The organism is Stutzerimonas sp. R40042 (assembly GCF_026642215.1).
In the GTDB taxonomy this organism is placed as follows: domain Bacteria; phylum Pseudomonadota; class Gammaproteobacteria; order Pseudomonadales; family Pseudomonadaceae; genus Stutzerimonas; species Stutzerimonas frequens.
Window position 1 is genome coordinate 3,792,313 of record NZ_CP113258.1, and the last position, 19,764, is coordinate 3,812,076.

21 protein-coding genes are annotated in these 19,764 nt (G+C 66.2%); 9 read left to right on the forward strand and 12 right to left on the reverse strand.

The annotated features are described in order from the left end of the window. The first annotated feature begins 159 nt into the window (after window positions 1–159). Window positions 160–1,029, forward strand: coding sequence for a MurR/RpiR family transcriptional regulator (locus OUY36_RS17885; protein ID WP_013983959.1), 870 nt, complete (start codon window positions 160–162; stop codon window positions 1,027–1,029). Between the two features lie 67 nt (window positions 1,030–1,096). On the opposite strand, the gene OUY36_RS17890 is transcribed toward OUY36_RS17885, so the two are convergent. The 4 genes from OUY36_RS17890 to mdtD all read right to left on the reverse strand — a co-directional run bounded on the left by OUY36_RS17890 (window position 1,097) and on the right by mdtD (window position 5,887). Continuing rightward, window positions 1,097–2,062 carry a glucokinase gene (locus tag OUY36_RS17890; RefSeq protein WP_267935366.1) on the reverse strand — a complete coding sequence of 322 codons (966 nt, stop codon included), beginning with the start codon at window positions 2,060–2,062 and terminating at the stop codon, window positions 1,097–1,099. After that, on the reverse strand, window positions 2,059–3,885 hold the full coding sequence (gene edd, locus OUY36_RS17895) for a phosphogluconate dehydratase (protein WP_267935368.1): 1,827 nt from the start codon (window positions 3,883–3,885) through the stop codon (window positions 2,059–2,061). Before edd ends, OUY36_RS17890 begins: the two co-directional genes overlap by 4 nt. Window positions 3,886–3,982: 97 nt before the next feature. After that, window positions 3,983–4,243 (reverse strand): hypothetical protein, encoded by a 261-nt coding sequence (locus tag OUY36_RS17900; RefSeq protein ID WP_267935370.1) that lies wholly within the window; start codon window positions 4,241–4,243, stop codon window positions 3,983–3,985. 216 nt (window positions 4,244–4,459) lie between these two features. After that, on the reverse strand, window positions 4,460–5,887 hold the full coding sequence (gene mdtD / locus OUY36_RS17905) for a multidrug transporter subunit MdtD (RefSeq protein WP_267935371.1): 1,428 nt from the start codon (window positions 5,885–5,887) through the stop codon (window positions 4,460–4,462). Between the two features lie 336 nt (window positions 5,888–6,223). Here mdtD and OUY36_RS17910 point away from each other — a divergent pair, with 336 nt between their 5' ends. From OUY36_RS17910 to OUY36_RS17925, 4 genes are read left to right on the forward strand one after another with little or no spacing between them, the layout of a single operon-like run. Further along, window positions 6,224–6,757, forward strand: coding sequence for an iron transporter (locus OUY36_RS17910; protein WP_011914526.1), 534 nt, complete (start codon window positions 6,224–6,226; stop codon window positions 6,755–6,757). Further along, window positions 6,757–7,095, forward strand: a complete 339-nt coding sequence (locus tag OUY36_RS17915) for a cupredoxin domain-containing protein (RefSeq protein ID WP_063542121.1) — start codon at window positions 6,757–6,759, stop codon at window positions 7,093–7,095. Before OUY36_RS17910 ends, OUY36_RS17915 begins: the two co-directional genes overlap by 1 nt. 15 nt (window positions 7,096–7,110) lie before the next feature. Continuing rightward, complete coding sequence (locus OUY36_RS17920; protein ID WP_267935372.1) at window positions 7,111–7,968, forward strand: FTR1 family iron permease; 858 nt, start codon at window positions 7,111–7,113, stop codon at window positions 7,966–7,968. After that, window positions 7,965–9,338, forward strand: a complete 1,374-nt coding sequence (locus OUY36_RS17925) for a 4Fe-4S binding protein (protein ID WP_267935373.1) — start codon at window positions 7,965–7,967, stop codon at window positions 9,336–9,338. The genes OUY36_RS17920 and OUY36_RS17925 overlap by 4 nt, the downstream gene beginning before the upstream one ends. A 122-nt stretch (window positions 9,339–9,460) precedes the next feature. On the opposite strand, the gene OUY36_RS17930 is transcribed toward OUY36_RS17925, so the two are convergent. From OUY36_RS17930 to OUY36_RS17940, 3 genes are all read right to left on the reverse strand, one after another. Further along, window positions 9,461–10,156, reverse strand: coding sequence for an anaerobic ribonucleoside-triphosphate reductase activating protein (locus OUY36_RS17930; RefSeq protein WP_267935375.1), 696 nt, complete (start codon window positions 10,154–10,156; stop codon window positions 9,461–9,463). After that, window positions 10,153–10,308, reverse strand: a complete 156-nt coding sequence (gene nrdD / locus OUY36_RS17935) for an anaerobic ribonucleoside-triphosphate reductase (protein WP_011914531.1) — start codon at window positions 10,306–10,308, stop codon at window positions 10,153–10,155. Before nrdD ends, OUY36_RS17930 begins: the two co-directional genes overlap by 4 nt. Window positions 10,309–10,389: 81 nt before the next feature. Then, window positions 10,390–12,408 carry a ribonucleoside triphosphate reductase gene (locus tag OUY36_RS17940; protein WP_267935377.1) on the reverse strand — a complete coding sequence of 673 codons (2,019 nt, stop codon included), beginning with the start codon at window positions 12,406–12,408 and terminating at the stop codon, window positions 10,390–10,392. 226 nt (window positions 12,409–12,634) lie between these two features. Here OUY36_RS17940 and OUY36_RS17945 point away from each other — a divergent pair, with 226 nt between their 5' ends. Continuing rightward, window positions 12,635–13,312 carry a Crp/Fnr family transcriptional regulator gene (locus tag OUY36_RS17945; protein ID WP_102838609.1) on the forward strand — a complete coding sequence of 226 codons (678 nt, stop codon included), beginning with the start codon at window positions 12,635–12,637 and terminating at the stop codon, window positions 13,310–13,312. A gap of 99 nt (window positions 13,313–13,411) precedes the next feature. Next, window positions 13,412–13,798, forward strand: a complete 387-nt coding sequence (locus OUY36_RS17950; RefSeq protein WP_063542111.1) for a putative zinc-binding protein — start codon at window positions 13,412–13,414, stop codon at window positions 13,796–13,798. A gap of 83 nt (window positions 13,799–13,881) precedes the next feature. On the opposite strand, the gene ubiT is transcribed toward OUY36_RS17950, so the two are convergent. From ubiT to norR, 5 genes are all read right to left on the reverse strand, one after another. Then, window positions 13,882–14,376, reverse strand: coding sequence for a ubiquinone anaerobic biosynthesis accessory factor UbiT (ubiT, locus tag OUY36_RS17955; protein WP_267935379.1), 495 nt, complete (start codon window positions 14,374–14,376; stop codon window positions 13,882–13,884). Next, on the reverse strand, window positions 14,370–15,260 hold the full coding sequence (locus OUY36_RS17960) for a U32 family peptidase (protein ID WP_267935380.1): 891 nt from the start codon (window positions 15,258–15,260) through the stop codon (window positions 14,370–14,372). The genes ubiT and OUY36_RS17960 overlap by 7 nt, the downstream gene beginning before the upstream one ends. Window positions 15,261–15,274: 14 nt before the next feature. After that, a complete protein-coding gene (ubiU, locus tag OUY36_RS17965) occupies window positions 15,275–16,270 on the reverse strand; it encodes a ubiquinone anaerobic biosynthesis protein UbiU (protein WP_063542104.1) in 996 nt (331 codons plus the stop codon). Window positions 16,271–16,474: 204 nt separating this feature from the next. Then, window positions 16,475–16,684: a hypothetical protein gene (locus OUY36_RS17970; RefSeq protein WP_013983970.1), complete on the reverse strand. Its 210-nt coding sequence runs from the start codon at window positions 16,682–16,684 to the stop codon at window positions 16,475–16,477. Between the two features lie 74 nt (window positions 16,685–16,758). Then, a complete protein-coding gene (gene norR, locus OUY36_RS17975) occupies window positions 16,759–18,285 on the reverse strand; it encodes a nitric oxide reductase transcriptional regulator NorR (RefSeq protein WP_102838612.1) in 1,527 nt (508 codons plus the stop codon). Between the two features lie 155 nt (window positions 18,286–18,440). Between norR and ytfE the strand changes: the two genes are divergently transcribed. Both ytfE and OUY36_RS17985 read left to right on the forward strand, forming a co-directional pair. Beyond that, window positions 18,441–19,154 carry an iron-sulfur cluster repair protein YtfE gene (ytfE, locus tag OUY36_RS17980; protein WP_014597671.1) on the forward strand — a complete coding sequence of 238 codons (714 nt, stop codon included), beginning with the start codon at window positions 18,441–18,443 and terminating at the stop codon, window positions 19,152–19,154. Further along, window positions 19,151–19,669: a DnrO protein gene (locus OUY36_RS17985; protein WP_267935382.1), complete on the forward strand. Its 519-nt coding sequence runs from the start codon at window positions 19,151–19,153 to the stop codon at window positions 19,667–19,669. The genes ytfE and OUY36_RS17985 overlap by 4 nt, the downstream gene beginning before the upstream one ends. Window positions 19,670–19,764 lie beyond the last annotated feature (95 nt).

Below are 19,764 nucleotides of genomic sequence, written 5' to 3' on the forward strand. Positions count from 1 at the left end.
TCTACTAAAACTGCACTATGAATACACGGCGATGCCCTGCTATTCAAGTTTAATGTAGTAATAAAAACAACATTTACCGTAAATCTAGATACCTGTGGCCGCTCCGCACCGCCCTCAGTAGCATAGGCCACCCCTTTGGCAAGCCGCATCAGGACCGACATGGACCGCGTACACAACCTGCTCGAGCAGATCCAGCGTCGCATCGAAGACCTCAACAAGGCCGAGCGCAAGGTGGCCGAAGTCATCCTGCGCAACCCTCAGCAGGCCACCCGTTTCAGCATCGCCGCGTTGGCGCAGACCGCACAGGTCAGCGAGCCGACAGTGAATCGCTTCTGCCGCTCGTTCGGCGTCAGCGGCTATCCGGAACTGAAGATGCAGCTGGCGCAGAGCCTGGCCAGCGGCGCCGCCTACGTCAGCCAGGCGGTGGAACCCGACGACGGCCCGGCGGAGTACACGCGCAAGATCTTCGGCTCGGCCATCGCCTCGCTGGACAGCGCCTGCCAGAGCCTCGACCCGCAGCTGGTCAGCCGCGCCGTGGACCTGATGATCCAGGCCCGCCAGATCCACTTCTTCGGCCTTGGCGCCTCGGCCTCGGTGGCGCTGGATGCGCAGCACAAGTTCTTCCGCTTCAACCTGGCGGTGACCGCGCATTCGGACGTACTGATGCAGCGCATGCTGGCCTCGGTGGCGCACACCGGCGAGCTGTTCGTGATCATTTCCTACACCGGACGCACCCGCGAACTGGTGGAAGTGGCGCGGATTGCCCGCCAGAACGGCGCCTCGGTACTCGGCCTGACCGCCGCCGGCTCGCCGCTGGCGCAGGCCAGCACGCTGAGCCTGAACATCCCGCTGCCCGAGGACACCGACATCTACATGCCGATGACCTCGCGCATCATCCAGCTCACCGTGCTCGACGTGCTCGCCACCGGCATGACCCTGCGCCGCGGCGTGGATTTCCAGCCGCACCTGCGCAAGGTGAAGGAAAGCCTGAACGCCAGCCGCTACCCGGCGGATGAAGAGCCGAGCTGACGAAACCAGCACGAACGCAGGATGTTGCTATAACAACATCCCGCCATCACACACCCGAACCACCAGATCAGCGCACCAGCGCCTGCTCCAACGCCACACCGGCACCCTCCAGCCCCGGATAGTCCGCGGTAACCAGCCACACCGGCACATCGCCGAGATAGCCGCTCATGCAGCCCTTGCTGGTAAAGCCGCGGGCGAAACCACTGGCCGCGAAGAAATCAGCGAAACGCGGCACCACACCACCGACGATATACACCCCACCGCGAGCACCGAGCGTGAGCACGTTATTGCCGGCAACCCGCCCGAGCCACACGCAGAACTGCTCCAAGGTCGCCACCGCCACATGATCGCCCGCGAGCGCCGCCGCGGTGACCTCGGCCGGCGACGCCAGTCGCGGCGTCAAACCGGCCAGGGCGCAGACCGCACGGTAGAGCAGCAACAGGCCACCGCCGCTGAGCACATCCTCGGCACGCACATGGCCAAGCTGCGCAAACAGCATCTGCCACAGCGCCACCTCGTGCGCATCCGCCACGGGCAGGTCGACATGCCCGCCCTCCCCCGGCAATGCACGCCAGTTGCCACTGCCCAAGGGCATCAACGCGGCGACGCCAAGCCCGGTGCCCGGCCCGATCACCAGCGCCGGCGCCGGCGCATCCGGCTCTGCCTCGCCCGCACAGATCGCGCGCCGCCCCGCTTCACCTACTCGCGTCATGCCTAGCGCCATCGCGGCGAAGTCGTTGATCAGCAGCAGCTCATCCAGCTGCAGAGCGCCGCAGAAGTCGCTTCGCGTCAACCGCCAGTGATTGTTGGTGAAGGTGAACTGCTCGCCCTTGACCGGCCCGGCACAGGCCAGGCAGGCGGCACCGACGCGGCCCGGCGCAAGACCGAGCGACGCCAGGTAGTACTCGACCGCCAGCTCGGGCGTGGCGAAATCCGCCGTCGCCAGTACCCGCACCGACTCCAGCCGCGAGTCGCGCCACAGCGCGAAGCGCGCGTTGGTGCCACCGATGTCACCGACCAGCGCCAGCCTCATCGCAGCACCTCCAGCCCGGCAGTGAACACGCTGGCGCCCTGCTCGGCGGAGCTGAACGCCGCCCGCATAAAGCCGAACAGCTCGCGCCCGCAGCCCTGCACGCCGGCCGCCGGCGCAGCAACAGGCGAGCGGTCAGCCAGCTCGACGGCATCGACCAGCACCTCGAGCACGCCTGTCTGCCCATCCACGCGCAGCAGATCGCCGTCGCGCAGCCGCGCCAGCGGTCCACCGTCGATTGCCTCCGGGCAGACATGGATCGCCGCCGGCACCTTGCCCGACGCACCGGACATGCGCCCGTCGGTGACCAGCGCGACCTTGAAGCCGCGATCCTGCAGCACGCCGAGATAGGGCGTCAGCTTGTGCAGCTCGGGCATGCCATTGGCGCGCGGCCCCTGGAAACGCACCACGGCGACGAAATCACGCTCCAGCTCGCCTGCCTTGAACGCCTCCACCAGCTCCAGCTGATCGGAGAAGATCCGCGCCGGCGCCTCGACCACGCGATGCTCCGGCGCGACGGCGGAGACCTTCATCACCCCGCGCCCGAGGTTGCCGCTCATCAGCCGCAACCCGCCCTCGGCAGAGAACGGCCGCGCCACGGGGCGCAGGATGCTGTCGTCAAGGCTTTGCGCAGCCCCTTCACGCCAGGTCAGCCGGCCATCTTCGAGGAAGGGCTCCTGGGTATAGCGAGTGAGGCCTCGCCCCATCACGGTATGCACATCGGCGTGCAGCAGGCCGGCGTCGAGCAGCTCGCGCACCAGCAACGCGACACCGCCAGCGGCATGGAAGTGATTGATGTCCGCCGAGCCGTTGGGATAGACGCGGGCCAGCGTCGGCACCACCTCGGAGAGGTCGGCCATGTCCTGCCAGGTAAGCTGAATGCCCGCCGCCTGGGCGATGGCCGGCATGTGCAGGGTGTGGTTGGTCGAGCCGCCGGTGGCATGCAGCGCAACCACGGCGTTGACCAGCACGCGCTCGTCGACCAGCTCGCCGAGGGGCGTATGGCAGCCCCCCTGAGGCGTGAGCCGCGTGACCTGGCGCGCCGCCTCGATGGTCAGCGCATCGCGCAGCGGCGCCCCCGGATTGACGAAGGACGAGCCCGGCAGGTGCAGCCCCATCACTTCCATCAGCATCTGATTGGTGTTGGCGGTGCCGTAGAACGTGCAGGTGCCGGGACTGTGATAGGCCTGCATCTCGGCGGCGAGCAGCTCGTCGCGGCCAGCCTTGCCTTCGGCGTAACGCTGGCGCACCGCGGCCTTGTCCTTGTTGGCCAGGCCGGAGGGCATCGGCCCTGCCGGCACGAACAGCGCCGGCAGATGACCGAAGCGCAGCGCACCGATCAGCAGGCCAGGAACGATCTTGTCGCAGATGCCGAGCAGCAGCGCGGCGTCGAACAGGTTGTGCGACAGCGCCACCGCGGTGCTCATGGCGATTACCTCGCGGCTGGCGATGGCCAGCTCCATGCCCGGCTCGCCCTGGGTCACGCCGTCACACATCGCCGGCACACCGCCCGCCACCTGCCCCACCGAGCCGATCTCGCGCAGTGCCTGGCGCAGGCGCTCGGGATAATCCTCGTAGGGCTGATGCGCCGAGAGCATGTCGTTGTAGGCGGTGACGATGGCCACGTTGGCCGCATCAGGCAGGCGCAGGCGCTGCTTGTCCTTCGCGCCGCAACCGGCGACACCATGGGCGAAGTTGGCGCACTGCGCCGCGTTGCGGGCCGGCCCGGCGCTCGCGGCGGCACGAATCATGGCGAGATAGGCCTCGCGCGTCGGACGGCTGCGCTCGATCAGGCGCTCGGTGACTTCGACGACCCGGGGATGCATGAAACCTCCAAGATTGTAGTTTTTATAACAAATAGGAGCGCATAATAGCCGCACACATCGAGCTTTCGAAGCAATATGTTTGTACAAACAACAAATTTCAGCGCCACAGCAGCTCGATTTGCCGACGCAACTGGGCGACATGGGCTTTTTCCGCGCGCAACCCCGAGGTCAGCTCGGCCTTGTCCTTCTCCAGCCGCACGATCACCTGCCCTAGGCCGCCGAGCAGTTCACGCAACACCGTCAACTCGCAGCGTTGGCTCCTGCGTTCCAGCCACAGCAGCCATAGCAGAACCAGCAGTACCATCACGCTGCACAGCGATCCTCCGATCAGCAGCCAGGCCAGGCTCATCCCGTTCATTCCTCCGCTCCTTCCATAACGGCAGAATGCCATTCCAGAGCTGCAACGATATGTAGCCTTACAAGACAGGTCGATAATGTTTACTTGAACAGGTAAACAAATGCAGCGGGTTCGCGGTGGCGCAATGGCCATCGCGATCAAGCCCGCGCTGGACGCGTGATGAGAAAGCTGAACGACATGACCTGAAACCTTACATATCAGCGCAAACGGGCGGACCTATTCGCCCACGTCAACCGCGCGCCGCGAGTCATCGTCGTGGCCGGGGTCGCGATGGTCCAGCTGCAGAAACAACGCGGCAGCGAGCATGGCCATGGCGCCCACGCAGAGGAAGGTCAGCTGGAAGGCGTGCAGCACCTCGCTGCCCGCCGCACCCTCCACGGTGAAGCCGCCGAGCAGCGCGCCGGCGGTGGCGACGCCAAGGCTCATCGACAGCTGCACCACCACCGACAGCAAGCTGTTGCCGCTGCTGGCATCGGCATGGCTGAGGCCGATCAGGGTGACGGTGTTCATTGCGGTGAACTGCATGGAGTTGACCATGCCGATCAGCCCGAGATGCACCAGCAGCAGCCAGGTCGGCGTCTGCGTGCCGATGGTTGCCAGGCTGGCGATCAGGCAGCCGAGCAGCAATGTGTTGCCGATCAGCAGGCGGCGATAGCCGAGGCGGTCGATGATCGGCTTGGCCAGGGATTTCACCGCCATCGCGCCGAGCGCCAGCGGGATCATGCTCATGCCCGCCTGCGCCGGCGAATAGCCCAACGCCACCTGTAGCAGCAGCGGTACCAGGAATGGCAGAGCGCCGCCGCCCAGGCGCGCGAACAGGTTGCCGAAGATGCCGACCGCGAAGCTGCGGGTATGGAACAGCTTGGGGCTGAACAGTGGCGCATCGATGCGACCGGCGCGCAGCCAGTAGGCGGCCATGCAGGCGGCACCGCCGAACAGCAGCAACGTCACCCGCGCATGCGGCATGTGCATCTCGCCGAGCCCTTCCAGGGCAATGGTGATCAGCACCATAGCGACACCGAACAGCACGAAACCCAGGGTATCGAAACGCACCCGCTCCGGCCCCTTGAGGTCCGGCATGAAGCGCAACGCGGCAATACAACCGATCACACCCACCGGAAGATTGATCAGGAAGATCCAGTGCCAGGAGGCGTACTCCACCAGCCAGCCGCCCAGGGTCGGACCGAGCAAGGGCCCGACCAGCCCAGGCAGCGCGATAAAGGCCATGATCCGTACGAAGTCGCTGCGCGGAAAGGCCCGCAGCACAACCAGCCGCCCCACCGGCAACATCAGCGCCCCGCCCAGCGCCTGTAGCACGCGGGATGCGACGAGCTGGTTGAAGCTGGTGGACAGCGCGCAGAGCAGCGAACCCACGGAGAACAGCACGATGGCTGCGACAAAGATCCGCCGACTGCCGAAGCGATCGGCAATCCAGCCCGATGCCGGAATCAACAAGGCGACCGTAAGCATGTAGGCGATCACCACACCCTGCATGCGCAGCGGGTTCTCGGCCAGGTCGCGCGCCATGGCCGGCAGCGCGGTATTGAGAATGGTGCCGTCCAGCGTCTGCATGAAGAAGGCGATGGCCACCAGCCACGGCAGGATTCGCGCGGTGCGGGCATCGAGAGCTACGGGCGGTTGCATGAAGTCCCCGGAAACGAAAGGTGCACCATCTTAGAGGATTCCCCCGGCGACGGTTCGCGCCGCCGCGGCTTCGTCAGCGCAGCCGTTCGGTCCACCGGAACGGCGACGTGCTGCAGCGAGGCTTCGGCACGATCGGAGTCAGTGCCACGACGGCGCTGTGACGACCGGTCGCAGTCAGCCACCGACGCCCGCCAACAGCGGTCTGCAGCGGCATACGGCTTTGCATACGGGCACCGGTAACAAAATATTTCTTGGGAAATTGACGCGAATCATTATCATTCGGAAGCGCAAGTGCAATCTTCGCCCCGTCCTTTACAGCTTTCCGGAGGCTCCCCAATGCGCATCCCCGCCACGCTCGCCATCACGTCCCTGCTGCTCACCCCGCTCGCCCAGGCGAAGGAATATCCCATCGGCGAACCGCAGCAGTGCGGTGGCATGGAGGTCGGCGCGGTGTACCTGCAGCCGGTCGAAATGGACCCGCCGGGCATGATGCGCGCCGCCGCCGAGTCCGACGTGCATCTCGAGGCCGACATCAGCGCCACCGAAGACAACCGCAACGGCTGGCAGGAAGGCAGCTTCGTGCCCTACCTGAGCATCCACTATACGCTGCGCAAGAAGGGTTCCGACGAAGTGGTCGAAGGCGACTTCCACCCGATGGTCGCCAACGACGGGCCGCATTATGGAGACAACGTCAAGCTGCTCGGCCCCGGCAAGTACCAGCTGACCTACAAGATCCTGCCGCCAGGCTCGGGGCACGCCATGTTCGGCCGCCACACCGACAAGGAAACCGGCGTCGCGCCCTGGTTCGAAGGCTGCGAGCTGAACTACGAGTTCACCTACGCCGGCATCGGCAAGAAAGGGGGCTACTGATGGACCGCGCCGGGCGCTCACTGCTCGGCGCGCTGCCCCTGCTGGCCGGGCTCGCGGGCCCGGTGCAGGCCGCGCTGCCGACCTACGAGCTGACCATACGTGACGGCCACTTCGAGCCGGCGACCCTGGAGGTGCCGGCTCGTCAGCGTTTCAAGATCATCGTGCACAACGCCGGCAGCGGGCCGACCGAGTTCGAGAGCACGCCGCTGCGCGTCGAGAAGGTGCTGTCACCGGGCGTGACCTCCTTCGTCGTGATCCACCCGTTGAAGCCGGGCCGCTATCCGTTCTTCGACGAATTCCATATGGATCTTCCCGAGGGCGAGATCGTCGCCAAGTAGTTAAGGAGCACATCCATGGGCCAATCCATGTTCATCGTCTGGCGCGAAAGCGTCGAGGCCCTGCTGGTCATCGGCATCCTGCATGCCTGGCTACGCCAGCAACCGGGCGCGGGCAATGCGCTGCGCATGCTCTGGGCCGGCGTTGCTGCCGGGCTCGGCCTGGCCGTCGCGCTGGGCTGGGGCGTGCTGCGCGCCGGCGACTGGCTGGCCGGCAGCGGCGGCGAATGGTTCCAGTGCGCGATGCTGCTGGTAGCCAGTCTGCTGATCCTGCACATGGTCGGCTGGATGCATCAGCACGGTCGCACGCTGAAGAACAGCCTGCAGAACAGCGCGGCGGACAAGCTCAGCCAGGGCAGCGGCTTCGGCCTGCTGGTGCTGGCCATGCTCGCCGTCGGGCGTGAAGGCAGCGAGACGGTGGTGTTCCTCTACGGCATCGGCAACCAGCAGCAGGGCCAGGACCTCACCGGCTTCGTCATCGGCGGGGTCCTGGGCTTCGTCCTCGCCCTGCTCAGTTATGCCGCATTGCAGGCCGGCAGCCGCTACTTCAGCTGGCGGCGTTTCTTCCAGGTCAGCGAGGTGATGTTGCTGCTGCTCGGTGGCGCCCTGCTGATGGCCGCACTGGACCGTTTCAGCGGCCAGCTGATGGGCATGGACGTGCCGGAAGTGCTCTACACCGTGTTCGGCGATCCGCTCTGGGACACCTCCGCCCTGCTGGATGACGGCAGCGCCCTCGGTGGCACCCTGGCCGGCCTCACCGGGTACCGCGCCATGCCGTCACTGGCCGCGGTGGTGACACTCGCCTTGTACTGGCTCGCCGCATGGGCCTGGCTCAAACCGCGGGCGCAGGTGCAGCTCGCTGCGAGGCCGGCATGATCAGCCAGGCGCCATGGCTGGCGCGACTCGGTGACCTGCTGCGCCAGCATGCCAAGGCCATTCGCACGCTGCAGTGGCTGGTGGTGGGGTTCTACCTGACGCTGCTGGTGATTCCCGCCTTTCTCGATCTGCCGCCGGCCCAGGCCGGCATGCTCGACAACCTGACGGTACTGGCGCAGTTCATCTTCTGGGGCCTGTGGTGGCCCTTCGTGCTGCTATCGATGATCTTCTTCGGCCGTCTGTGGTGCGGCGTACTCTGCCCCGAGGGCTCACTCAGCGAGTGGATCAGCTGGCGTGGGCTGAACAAGCGCACGCCGCGCTGGGTGCGCTGGAGCGGCTGGCCGACCATTGCCTTCATCCTCACCACCGTCTATGGCCAGCTGATCAGCGTCTACGACTACGCTCAGGCGGCGCTGCTGATTCTCGGCGGCTCCACCGTCGCGGCGATGCTGGTGGGCTTTCTCTACGGCCGCGGCAAGCGCGTCTGGTGCCGCCATCTGTGCCCGGTCAGCGGCGTGTTCGCCCTGCTCGCCCGGCTGGCGCCGGTGCACTACAAGGTCGATGAGCAGCGCTGGCTGGAAAACCGCGAACCGCACCTGCCAACACCCAACTGTGCGCCGTTGATCGACATTCGCCGCATGCAGGGCAACGCTGACTGCCATGCCTGCGGCCGCTGCAGCGGACAGCGCGGCGCAGTACAGCTGAGCACCCGCTCGCCGAACGCGGAAATCCTCATCGTCGGCGGCCAGCGGCAAGGCGAGCACTGGGACAGCACCCTGCTGCTGTTCGGCATGATCGGCCTGGCCATGGGCGCGTTCCAGTGGACGGTCAGCCCCTGGTTCATCGCCCTCAAGCAGGCCGCGGCGGAATGGCTGGTGGATCGCGATATCTTCTGGCCGCTGGAAGCCAACGCGCCCTGGTGGCTGCTGACCCACTATCCGCAGGCCAACGATGCCTTCACCTGGCTCGATGGCGCGGCGATCCTCACCTATATCTTCGGCGCCTCGCTGTTGATTGGCGGCGCACTCTGGCTATTGCTACGTACAGCCGTGCGCGTCATGCGCCGCGGCGACAATGTGTTCCAGCACCTGGCGCTGGCGCTGGTGCCGCTGGGCGGCGCCGGGCTGTTTCTCGGCCTCTCGGCGACCACGGTCAAGCTGCTGCGCTACGAGGGTTTCCTGCTGGCCTGGGCACAACCGGCTCGCGCCGCGCTGCTGATCGGCGCCATCGCATGGAGCCTGTATCTGGCCTGGAACGTGATCAGTCGCCACGGCGGCAACGGCCTGCGCCGGTTGCTGGCGTTTGCCTGCGTCAACGCCGGCTGCGCGCTGGTGGGCTATGGCTGGTGGTTGCAGTTCTGGGGTTGGTGAGTCGCCTGTTCTAGGTGGGCTGAAGCCCACCCTACAGAGCGTGGAGGGCCATCACGGTAGAGGCCTGCGCTCCCCTTCCCCGCACCGCATGCACGACCAGGGGGTGCAGGGTACGCCTGCGACTAACCGCGCAACACGAAGGACGGAAACAGTCGATCCAGGCGTTCCCACAGCCGCTGCTGGTCGTAGGGTGCGCGGCTATCGGCGAGGCCGTCGTCGAGCATTCGCGCGGTGCGCACGCATTGCACGGCGAAGCGTTCGACACCCAGCCGGCGCAGGCGCTGGGCCATGTCCCACAGGCTGTCGGCATCGAACAGCTGCCAGTGCACGGTGGTCCGGCATTCGTGCTCGACACCGCTTTCCAGCAGGTGCTCGAGGCTCCTCCAGTTGGCCTTGCCGCTGCCGGACACGCCGGTGATCGCCGTGCTCTGCTCGGGCAGCGCCTTGACGTCGAAACCGACCCAGTCCACCAGCGGCAGGATACCGGCGAACAGCTTCGGCTTGATGCCGGCGCTGTGCAGGCCGACCTTGTAGCCCAGCGCCCGCACCTGGGCGATGGCCTCGGGCAGCGCGGTCTGCAGGGTTGGCTCGCCGCCGCTGAACACCACCGCCTCGAGCAGGCCGACGCGTTGCTCGAGGAACGCCAGAATCTCCGACCACGGCCTTTCTTCGTTGCCACAGGCGGGAATCAGCTGCGGGTTGTGGCAGTAGCGACAGCGCCAGCCGCAGCCCTGGCAAAACAGCACGCAGGCCAGATGGTCGGGAAAATCCAGCGTGGTCAGGGGGACCAGCCCCCCGACGCGAAGTGCTGCGGTCACCGCGCCGCCGCTTCAGTGAAGTGTAGGCGCTCGCGATGCTCGGACTGCTTGCCCGGATTGAATGCGGCGACCGGGCGGTGATAGCCCATCACGCGGGTCCAGACTTCGCAACGCTGGCGCTGGTCCTGGGGCAGTTGGTTGGCTTGGGTCATGCTGATGCTCCTTTGCGGGGGGGGGGGGGGGTGAGTATGCGGCGCCGCACCTCATGGCGCGGCGTGACATGGGATCGCAGATCAGACCGCCAGGGCCGCTTCGGCCTGCTGCTTGTGCAGCAGCGCCTCGTCGCATTTCGGGCAGAACTCGTGCTCGCCGGCGAGATAGCCGTGCACCGGACAGATCGAGAAGGTCGGCGTCACCGTCAGGTAAGGCAGGCGGAAGCGCGACAGGGCGTTGCGCACCAGCTTCTTGCAGGCCTCGGCGGAGGAAATCTGCTCGGCCATATAGAGGTGCAGCACCGTGCCGCCGGTGTACTTGCACTGCAGTTCGTCCTGCAGCGCCAGGGCCTCGAACGGGTCGTCGGTGAAACCCACCGGCAGCTGCGACGAGTTGGTGTAGTACGGCGCCTCGGCCGTGCCCGCCTGGAGGATGTCCGGGAAACGCTTGCGGTCTTCCTTGGCGAAGCGATAGGTGGTGCCCTCGGCCGGCGTTGCCTCGAGGTTGTAGAGATGCCCGGTGTCTTCCTGAAACTGCACCAGCCGCGCCCGCACGTGGTCGAGCACCTCGATCGCCAACGCGCGACCGGCTTCGCTGTGCAGCCCCTCGGCGTCATCGGTGAAGTTGCGCAGCATCTCGTGCAGGCCGTTCACGCCGATGGTGGAGAAGTGATTGCGCAGGGTGCCGAGGTAACGCTTGGTGTACGGGTAGAGCCCGGCATCCATATGCTGCTGGATGACCTTGCGCTTGACCTCTAGGCTCTGCCGCGCCATCTCCAGCAGGCGATCCAGCCGCTGGAGCAGGGCCAACTTGTCGCCGCGGTAGAGGTAACCCAGCCGCGCGCAGTTGATCGTCACCACGCCCAGCGAACCGGTCTGCTCGGCCGAGCCGAACAATCCGCCGCCACGCTTGAGCAGCTCGCGCACGTCCAGCTGCAGGCGGCAGCACATGGAACGCACCTGATTGGGCTGCATGTCCGAGTTGAGGAAGTTCTGGAAGTACGGCAGCCCGTAGCGCGCGGTCATCTCGAACAGGCGCTCGGCGTTGTCGCTGTCCCAGGGGAAGTCGTGGGTGATGTTGTAGGTCGGAATCGGGAAGGTGAACACGCGGCCGAGGCCGTCGCCGGCCTGCATCACTTCTATATAGGCGCGGTTGATCAACTCCATTTCCGCCTGCAGCTCGCCGTAGGCGAAGGGCATTTCCTCGCCGCCGATGTAGGGGATCTGCTCGCGCAGGTCCTCCGGGCAGACCCAGTCGAACGTCAGGTTGGTGAACGGCGTTTGCGTGCCCCAGCGCGACGGCACGTTGAGGTTGTAGATGAACTCCTGGATCGCCTGTCGCACCTCGTCGTAACCGAGCCGGTCCTTGCGCACGAAGGGCGCGAGGTAGGTATCGAAGCTGCTGAACGCCTGGGCGCCGGCCCACTCGTTCTGCAGCGTCCCGAGGAAGTTGACCATCTGCCCCAGGGCGCTGGACAGGTGCTTCGGCGGGCCCGCCTCGACTCGCCCGGGAATGCCGTTGAAGCCCTCGGTAAGCAGCGTGCGCAGCGACCAGCCGGCGCAGTAGCCGGCGAGCATGTCCAGGTCGTGGATATGCAGATCGCCTTCGCGGTGCGCCGTGCCGATCTCCGGGCTGTAGACCTCGTCCAGCCAGTAGTTGGCGGTGACCTTGCCCGACACGTTGAGGATCAGCCCACCCAGTGAATAGCCCTGGTTGGCGTTGGCCCGTACGCGCCAGTCTTCGCGCGAGAGGTATTCGTTCATCGAGGCCGCGACATCCACCACCGCCTTGCGATCGCGGCGCAGGCGCGCGTGGCGCTCGCGGTAGACGATGTAGGCGCGCGCTGTGTCGAAGTGACCGGCAGCCATCAGCGTGCGCTCGACACCATCCTGTACCTGCTCCACCTCCACCGCCGTGCGATGGGCCAGCTGCAGGCAGACCGCCTCGGCCAGGGCATGAGCGTCCGACGCACCGAACTCCCCCGTGGCCGCGCCGGCGGCGGCGATCGCACGGTCGATCTTCGCCATGTCGAACGCCGCCAGGCGGCCGTCGCGCTTGCGCAATGAAACCAGTTTTGTCACTTCTGCCTGCCTGGGCATCCACGCCTCCATACCATATGTAGTGTTGTTTCTGACTTAAAACACAATATGGTGCGACTTTAGAGGCGGAACCCTGTTACCGAATTGACCATCGTCAAGCCAGCTCAAGCGATTGCCGAGCGGTCGCATCGCCATGGCCGGCAGACTTGTCCAGCGTCAAGGAACTCTCCGCGTGCCGCCTCCTAGGATGCAGCCTGGTAAACCCGGTTCGTCCGGGGGAGGACACATGCTCACCGAACATTCGCTGATCGCCGAATTGCGCCGCCATCATCTGTTCAGCCGGCTGCCGGATGCCGCGCTGCAGGAAGTCTGCGCCTCGGCCAACCTGAAGCGCCTGCCGACCGGTGCCTCGCTGTTTCATCAGGGCGACAAGGCTGACCGCTTCTATTTCCTCTTCAGCGGCCAGATCAAGCTGCATCGAGTGGTCTGCGACGGCCAGGAGAAGCTGGTGGAAGTGATGCGCGCCGGTGAGTCCTTCGCCGAAGCGCTGCTGTTCAAGGGCACGCCCAGCTATCCGGTCAGCGCCACGGCGCTCAAGGCCAGCCTGGTGGCAAGCCTGAACGGGCCGCACTACCGGCGCATTCTCGAGCAGCAGCCGGATATCTGCCTCGACATCCTCGCCACCCTGAGCATCCGCCTGCACCAGCGCATGACCGAGATCGACACCCTCACCCTGGCCAACGCCAGTCATCGGGTGGTGCGCTTTCTCGCCCAGTCGCAGCAGGACGACAGCGGCGTGGTGATGCTCGATGTGCCGAAGCGGTTGATAGCTTCGAAGCTGGGCATCCAGCCCGAAACCTTTTCGCGCATTCTGCATCGCCTGATCGACGCCGGGACCATCTCCGTCCAGCGCCGACGCATCGAGATCCTCGACCACCGCAAGCTGGCGGCCTATGACGAATGACCTGCGACAGAGCGCCTCAGCGTTCTTGATTGCTGTCAAAGCCAGCCAGGCATTCGGCTTGGAAAATGGCCAGCGTCAAGACGCTGCCGGGAACATGCCATGACTGTCACCACGCCCCTGCCGCTGGTCTACTCCTGCTCGGGATGCTCGAACGTCGCCCAGCTGGCCAACACCCTGGCGGTGCGACTCGATCGCGCCGGACTCGCGGAGATGTCCTGCATAGCCGGCGTCGGTGGTCGTGTCGCGGCGCTGGTGAAAAAGGCCAATTCCGGCCGGCCGATCCTGGCCATCGACGGCTGTCCGATGCATTGCGCGCGTGCCTGCCTGGCGCAGCACGGCGTGACGCCCGACGTGCACATCACCCTTAGCAGCTACGGCCTGCGCAAGCGCTACCGGGAAGACTGCAGCGAGGAAGAGATCACGGCGCTGTTGGAAGACATGAAGGACATCATCGCCAGCGACCGCATGCAGCTGCGCGCGGGGTGAGATTCCGCAGGGGTTGGCCTGCTACGCGGAGCGACGCCAATAGCGCACCGGGATAGTCACCGGCGCGCTCAGCGCTCCCTCGCTCAGGCGTTTGCCGCCTGCGCCCGATTGGCCGCGGCCACCTCCTCTCCCGCGCCCTGCAGCAGCTTCCACAGCCAGCTCGGCAGGGTGTCCGGGTCGAGGCTGTCGATCAGGTTCTTGATCGCCAGGCCCAGTTCGGTGTCCCCCTCGATGACCAACCGGCGGCGGAAGAACAGGGTGTCCGGGTCTTCCTGACGGCTGGCCAGCAAGAGGAACTCGCGCCAGTTGCCGCGGATGGTCACCTCTACCGGCGCCTGTGCGGCGATGCGCAGCTTGCCGCGCTCGCAGGTCAGGCACCAGGCGAGTCCGAGGTCGGCGACCTCGAGCTTCATCCAGTGGCCATCGAGCACGTCGAACGCACCATCATCCAGGGCTTCGGCGAATACCTGATTGAGACTGCGCTCCAGCGCCAGGCGCTGGAGCGGGAATGGCGTCTTCGCCGCCAGCGGCAGCAGGCGGCCACCGAGACTCACCAGATGGGCACGCGGCTTCAGCATAAACCGGCCTCCTCGGCACGCAGCATGCCCGGCTGGCCATGCCAATAACCATTGCAACCATCCACCGCCAGCGGCGGCAGCCCACCCTTGCGCACCGTATCGAAGGCGCCAATCACCTCTTCCATGCCGGCGGCACGCGGGCTCAGGCGCAGCAGGTCGGCGCCGCTGTCGACCAGCCCCTGGTAGTCGGCAAGCAGGTTGCTGACCGAAGCAGACATGGTCTGTATACCGTTGATGGTGAACAGCGCCTCGCCTTCCTGGCTGAGCAGCGGGATGCCCTCGGGGTAGTTCTGGCAGCAGAACTGGCAGTCGTCCTTGGGCCGGTTCTCGGCACGCGCGGTGAAGCAGCGCGCCGAATAGGCCAGCGGCAAGTGCCCGTAGGCGAAGATTTCGATTTCCGGCAGCGCCACGCCCAGTTCCTGCAGTTGCGCGCGGGCGCTCTTGATCAGCTTGCCGGAGGCTTCCACCGGCGGCACCCAACGGCTCATGCCGCTGGCCACCAGCTCGGCCAGGGCATGGCCGTTGTAGAGGTTGAGTGCCGGACCGCCGACGAAGGGCAGCTTGCGCTCGGACATCAGCTGCACAGCGCCCATGTCGTTGGCTTCGACCAGCAGCTCGCCGTTGTCGCACAGGCGACGCAGGCTGGACAGTTCTGAAGCCGCCTCGACCAGTGTCAGGCCGGACAGGACCAATTGCGCCGAGGAGGCCTCGGCCAGGTCGCGGGCCAGCCCCAGCCAGTCGTCGAGCATCATGGCGCGGCGCTTGGAGCAGACCGTTTCGCCGAGATAGATCACGTCCAGCGGCTGCTCCGCCATGTTTGCGTAGAAATCCAGCGTTTGCTGGCGATCCCAGTAGAACAGCACCGGGCCGAGAGAGAGTTTCATGCGTGGCTCCTCGTTCATTGCCAGGCGCGGTGGTAGGCACCCAGGGTGGTCTGCGAGCCTTCGGAAAGGCCATCCAGCACCTGCCGCCAGCCGGGTTCGACCGCATAGCGCTGCGGCGCCTTGAGGTAGCTGTCCAGCGCGGCGCGCCAGACCCGGGTGACCTGCTCGACATAGGCCGGGCTGCGCTGACGACCCTCAATCTTCATCGCGGTGACGCCGATGGCGGAGAGTTCCGGGATCAGGTCCAGGGTGTTCAGGCTGGTCGGCTCCTCCAGCGCGTGGAAGCGCTGACCGTTGACCATGAAGCGGCCCTTGCACAGCGTCGGGTAACCGGCCGATTCGCCTTCGGCGTAGCGGTCGATGAGCACGTTGTTCAGGCGCGAGGTCAGCCCTTCCGGCTCCTCGCTCCAGCGCACCGCCTTGGCCGGCGAGCAGACGCCACAGAGGTTCGGCGATTCGCCGGTGAGATAAGAAGACAGGTGGCAACGCCCCTCGGCCATGATGCACAGGCTGCCGAAGGCGAATACCTCGATCGGCACCGGGCTGCTCGCCGCGACCTGCTTGACCTGCTTGAGCGAAAGCACCCGCGGCAACACCGCACGGCTAATGCCGTAGCGCTGCTGATAGAAGCCCAGCGCCGCGGCATTGGTCGCCGAGCCCTGCACCGACAGGTGCAGCTTGAGCTTGGGATGGCGCTTGCTGGCATAGCCGAGCACGCCGGGGTCGGCGGCGATCAGCGCATCGACGCCCATGTCGGCGGCCTGGTCGACGGCGCGCTGCCAGCGATTCCAGCCGTCCGGCTGGGCATAGGTGTTGACGGCAATGTATAGCTGCCGGCCCTTTTCACGGATCAGCTGCAGGCCCTTGTCGAGCTGCTTTTCATCGAGATTGAGGCCGGCGAAATGGCGGGCGTTGGTGTCGTCGCGAAAACCGACATAAATGGCATCGGCGCCCTGCTGGACGGCGGCCTTGAGCGCGGGCAGGCTTCCTGCCGGGCAGACCAGGTGCATGACAACTCCTAGACATTCGGGTACATGCGCGCCACGCACAGGCGGCGCGGCGGTCGTTCGGCTGAACGGAAAACAGCCGGCAGTCTAGGCAGCTGACCAGTGGCCAGCATTGATAGGGGTCAAGATTGCTCGGACGTGGCCAATGCGACGAAATGCAGCGGATCGACCTGCATCGCGGTGGGTGCCAAGCGCAGGCAGTCGCTGTCAGATGCCCTCGTCACCCTCGAATTCCTCGGTCGCCCGCGCCACCATCTGCCGCCAGGCGCCGGATTCCTCGCCGAGCAGGCGCATGGCCTTGAGACTGGCAGCGAACGCGTCGCGGTAATGCAACGGATTGTTCTCGCTGGCGGCGCGCTCGGCAAAGGCTTGCGCCTCGTTCAGCAGCGCTTCGAATTCGTTCTGGTCCAGGGCCATTGGCATCTCCTCGAGGTTGTGCTGTGAGGTTAGACCATGGCGCGCCGGCGACGACTCTGGCTGCCCGACAGGCGCTACTTGAGCTTCAGCCGCCGCGCCAGTTTGTGCAGGTTGCTCGGGTCGACATCCAGCAGTCGCGCCGCCTGCGCCCAGTTTTCGGCGGAGGCTTCCAGGGCGTAGACGATGGCCCTCCGCTGCGCTGCATCCACCGTCTGGCGCAGCGACAGTATCTCGTCGACCGCCACCGGCTGCTCGGCCAACGCCGGCGCTTCCGTGCCCGCGGCGTGGCTGTCCAGATCCAGCAAATCGGGCTCCAGGGTGAGGATTTCGCTGCGCGAGGCGCCGCGGCTGAGCAGGCGCAGGGCGGCGCGACTGACCACATGTTCCAGTTCGCGCACGTTGCCCGGCCAGGAATAAGCCAGCAGCGCCCGCTCGGCCGCTGGCGACAGACGCATGCTGCGTAGCCCCAGGCGCGCGCGGTTGAGTTCGAGGAAGTGCCCGGCGAGGATCAGCACGTCGTTGCCACGCTCGCGTAAGGGCGGGATTGGCGCCGGATAGACCGACAGCCGGTGATAGAGATCGGCGCGAAAATGCCCGTCACGCACGCTGTCGCGCAGGTTGCGGTTGGTCGCGGCGATGATGCGCACGTCCACCTGCCGCGGCTTGTCTGCACCGAGGCGCTGGATCTCGCCGTTCTGCAGGGTACGCAGCAGCTTGGCCTGCACCGTCAGCGGCAGCTCGCCGACCTCGTCGAGCAGCAGCGTGCCGCCGTTGGCTGCATCGAAACGACCCGGACGATCGGTAGTGGCGCCCGAGAAGGCGCCTTTGACGTGGCCGAACAACTCGCTTTCAGCCAGTGATTCCGGCAGCGCCGCGCAATTCACATGCACCAGCGGCTTGTTGCGCCGCCGCGAATGGCGATGCAGCCAGCGCGCGAACAGCTCCTTGCCGACCCCGGTTTCGCCCAGCAGCAGCACCGGCAGCTCGGAATCGGCCACTACCTGCAACTCGCGCAACAGCTCGCGAATCGCGTCGCTCTGACCGAGAATTTCGCCTTCGCCGTGATCCTGCGACGACTCCAGCACATCACTGCGGGCCAGACGCAGGCCGCGGTTCTCGTGCTCCAGTCGGGTGACCCGCACGGCGGCCTCGATGATCAGCGTATAGCGCTGCAGGTCGCAGCGGGCGTCGTCGCCGAAGGTGCCGGCGTGCAGGGCATCGAGGGTCAGCGCGCCCCAGAGCTTGCCTTCGACGTAAAGGCTGACGCCCATGCAGTCGTGCACCGGCAAGGGCTCGCCGACGTGCGCGTCGAGCAACCCGTCGTAAGGATCGGGCAGGCGGCTGTCCGGCTCGAACCAGGTCGGCTCGCGTTGCGAGAGGATCGCGGCCAACCGCGGATGCTGGGCGACGACGAAGCGCCGGCCGAGCGCTTCCTGCACCAGCCCGACCGCGGCCAGCGGACGCAGGCTGTCCTCGTCCAGGCGCAACAGCACCACCGCGCCGCAATTGAAATGCTGCTGCAAGGTATGCACGAGGCGCTGCAAGCGCACGGCGTTGGGCAGCTCGGTGGTCAGGTCGGCAAGCAGTGCGTCAGCCATCATGGTTCCAATTACCCTCCGGGTTTTGAACACCATAACCACTCCGGGTAGATTTCACCAGCGGCCGCGCCAAAACGCCCGCTGGCGCCGGCCCGGCATCTGGCACGCCTGTTGCGATGGCCCGTGCATGTTTATCAGGACGCATCAGGATCGCTGCCATGACCGACCTACTCGACCAGACCCTCGGCAATCTCGCCTGTTCAGTGCCGGGCGCCACCCGCGTGTTCCGCCAGTACCGCCTGGATTTCTGCTGCGGCGGTGATCTGTCGCTGCGCGAGGCTGCGCGGCGCATCGAAGCCGATCCGCAACATATCGCCGATGCGTTGCTCGCCCTGGAACCCGACGCCGAAGACAGGGACTGGCGCAGCATGCCCGCCGGGCAGCTGATCGAATACATTCTCGCGCGCTTCCACGAGCGCCACCGCGATCAGCTACCGGAGCTGATCCGCCTGGCCAGCCGCGTCGAGCAGGTCCACGGCAGCAAGCCGGGCTGCCCCAACGGCCTGGCCGAGCACCTGTGGAACATGCAGCAGGAACTGGAAAGCCACATGCTCAAGGAAGAACAGATCCTCTTCCCGATGCTGCAGCGCGGCATGGGCTTTCCACAGGCCCAGGGGCCGATTTCGGTGATGCGCTACGAGCATCAGGAACACGGCAACGCGTTGCAACGACTGGCGCTGCTGACCAACGACATCACCCCACCGGCCAACGCCTGCAACACCTGGCGAGCGCTTTATCGTGGGCTGGAGGAGCTGCGTGACGATCTGATGCAGCACATCCACCTCGAAAACAACGTGCTGTTCCGCAACGCCGAAGCGCCGCTCGCCGCCAGCGCGGACGAGGCTCAACGCATCGGGGTGACACAGCCATGAAACAGTACCTGCAACCGCTCGCCTGGGGTGTGGCCATGGCCTCCATGGTCGCCATGGCCAGCGGCTTCGCCCTCAGCATGGTGGCCGGCACCGCCCAGGCGGCAATGGCCCACGATCATGGCCAGCATGACCAAGCAGCAGTGATCGAGCCCCGGCCGGGTGTCCGCTGGAGCACTGACGAGGCCCTGCGCGAGGGTATGACGCGCATTCACCAAGCGGTCCAGCGCAGCCTGCCGGATGCCCCGGGCGAATCGATCGGTGACCAGGCGGCCGCCGAGCTGCAGCGCAACATCGAGGCAGCGACCAGCTACCTCATTGCCAACTGCAAACTGCCGGAAGCCGCCGATGCCGCGCTGCACGGTTTGCTGATCGACCTGCTCCGCGGCGCCGAGGCGCTGTCCGAAGCCGACCAGCGCGAGCAGGGCCTGCAGCACCTGGTCGACGCACTGGAGCGCTACCCGCAACTGTTCGCCGCGCCGCTCTGGCGTGACGGTTTCGTCGCCCGCCTGTATTGATCGCACCGGGCGGCGGCCTTCACTCGCACACCGAACCTTGACGTTGGTCAACGTCCGACATGCGTCACCGACACCACATGCGCTAGGCTGAGGCC

Bases quoted from the DNA above. Each gene is read 5' to 3' on its own strand.
- OUY36_RS17885 (WP_013983959.1), top strand. From the start codon at position 160: ATGGACCGCGTACACAACCTGCTCGAGCAGATCCAGCGTCGCATCGAA.
- OUY36_RS17890 (WP_267935366.1), bottom strand. From the start codon at position 2,062: ATGAGGCTGGCGCTGGTCGGTGACATCGGTGGCACCAACGCGCGCTTC.
- edd (WP_267935368.1), bottom strand. From the start codon at position 3,885: ATGCATCCCCGGGTCGTCGAAGTCACCGAGCGCCTGATCGAGCGCAGC.
- OUY36_RS17900 (WP_267935370.1), bottom strand. From the start codon at position 4,243: ATGAACGGGATGAGCCTGGCCTGGCTGCTGATCGGAGGATCGCTGTGC.
- mdtD (WP_267935371.1), bottom strand. From the start codon at position 5,887: ATGCAACCGCCCGTAGCTCTCGATGCCCGCACCGCGCGAATCCTGCCG.
- OUY36_RS17910 (WP_011914526.1), top strand. From the start codon at position 6,224: ATGCGCATCCCCGCCACGCTCGCCATCACGTCCCTGCTGCTCACCCCG.
- OUY36_RS17915 (WP_063542121.1), top strand. From the start codon at position 6,757: ATGGACCGCGCCGGGCGCTCACTGCTCGGCGCGCTGCCCCTGCTGGCC.
- OUY36_RS17920 (WP_267935372.1), top strand. From the start codon at position 7,111: ATGGGCCAATCCATGTTCATCGTCTGGCGCGAAAGCGTCGAGGCCCTG.
- OUY36_RS17925 (WP_267935373.1), top strand. From the start codon at position 7,965: ATGATCAGCCAGGCGCCATGGCTGGCGCGACTCGGTGACCTGCTGCGC.
- nrdD (WP_011914531.1), bottom strand. From the start codon at position 10,308: ATGACCCAAGCCAACCAACTGCCCCAGGACCAGCGCCAGCGTTGCGAA.
- OUY36_RS17940 (WP_267935377.1), bottom strand. From the start codon at position 12,408: ATGCCCAGGCAGGCAGAAGTGACAAAACTGGTTTCATTGCGCAAGCGC.
- OUY36_RS17945 (WP_102838609.1), top strand. From the start codon at position 12,635: ATGCTCACCGAACATTCGCTGATCGCCGAATTGCGCCGCCATCATCTG.
- OUY36_RS17950 (WP_063542111.1), top strand. From the start codon at position 13,412: ATGACTGTCACCACGCCCCTGCCGCTGGTCTACTCCTGCTCGGGATGC.
- ubiT (WP_267935379.1), bottom strand. From the start codon at position 14,376: ATGCTGAAGCCGCGTGCCCATCTGGTGAGTCTCGGTGGCCGCCTGCTG.
- OUY36_RS17960 (WP_267935380.1), bottom strand. From the start codon at position 15,260: ATGAAACTCTCTCTCGGCCCGGTGCTGTTCTACTGGGATCGCCAGCAA.
- ubiU (WP_063542104.1), bottom strand. From the start codon at position 16,270: ATGCACCTGGTCTGCCCGGCAGGAAGCCTGCCCGCGCTCAAGGCCGCC.
- OUY36_RS17970 (WP_013983970.1), bottom strand. From the start codon at position 16,684: ATGGCCCTGGACCAGAACGAATTCGAAGCGCTGCTGAACGAGGCGCAA.
- norR (WP_102838612.1), bottom strand. From the start codon at position 18,285: ATGATGGCTGACGCACTGCTTGCCGACCTGACCACCGAGCTGCCCAAC.
- ytfE (WP_014597671.1), top strand. From the start codon at position 18,441: ATGACCGACCTACTCGACCAGACCCTCGGCAATCTCGCCTGTTCAGTG.
- OUY36_RS17985 (WP_267935382.1), top strand. From the start codon at position 19,151: ATGAAACAGTACCTGCAACCGCTCGCCTGGGGTGTGGCCATGGCCTCC.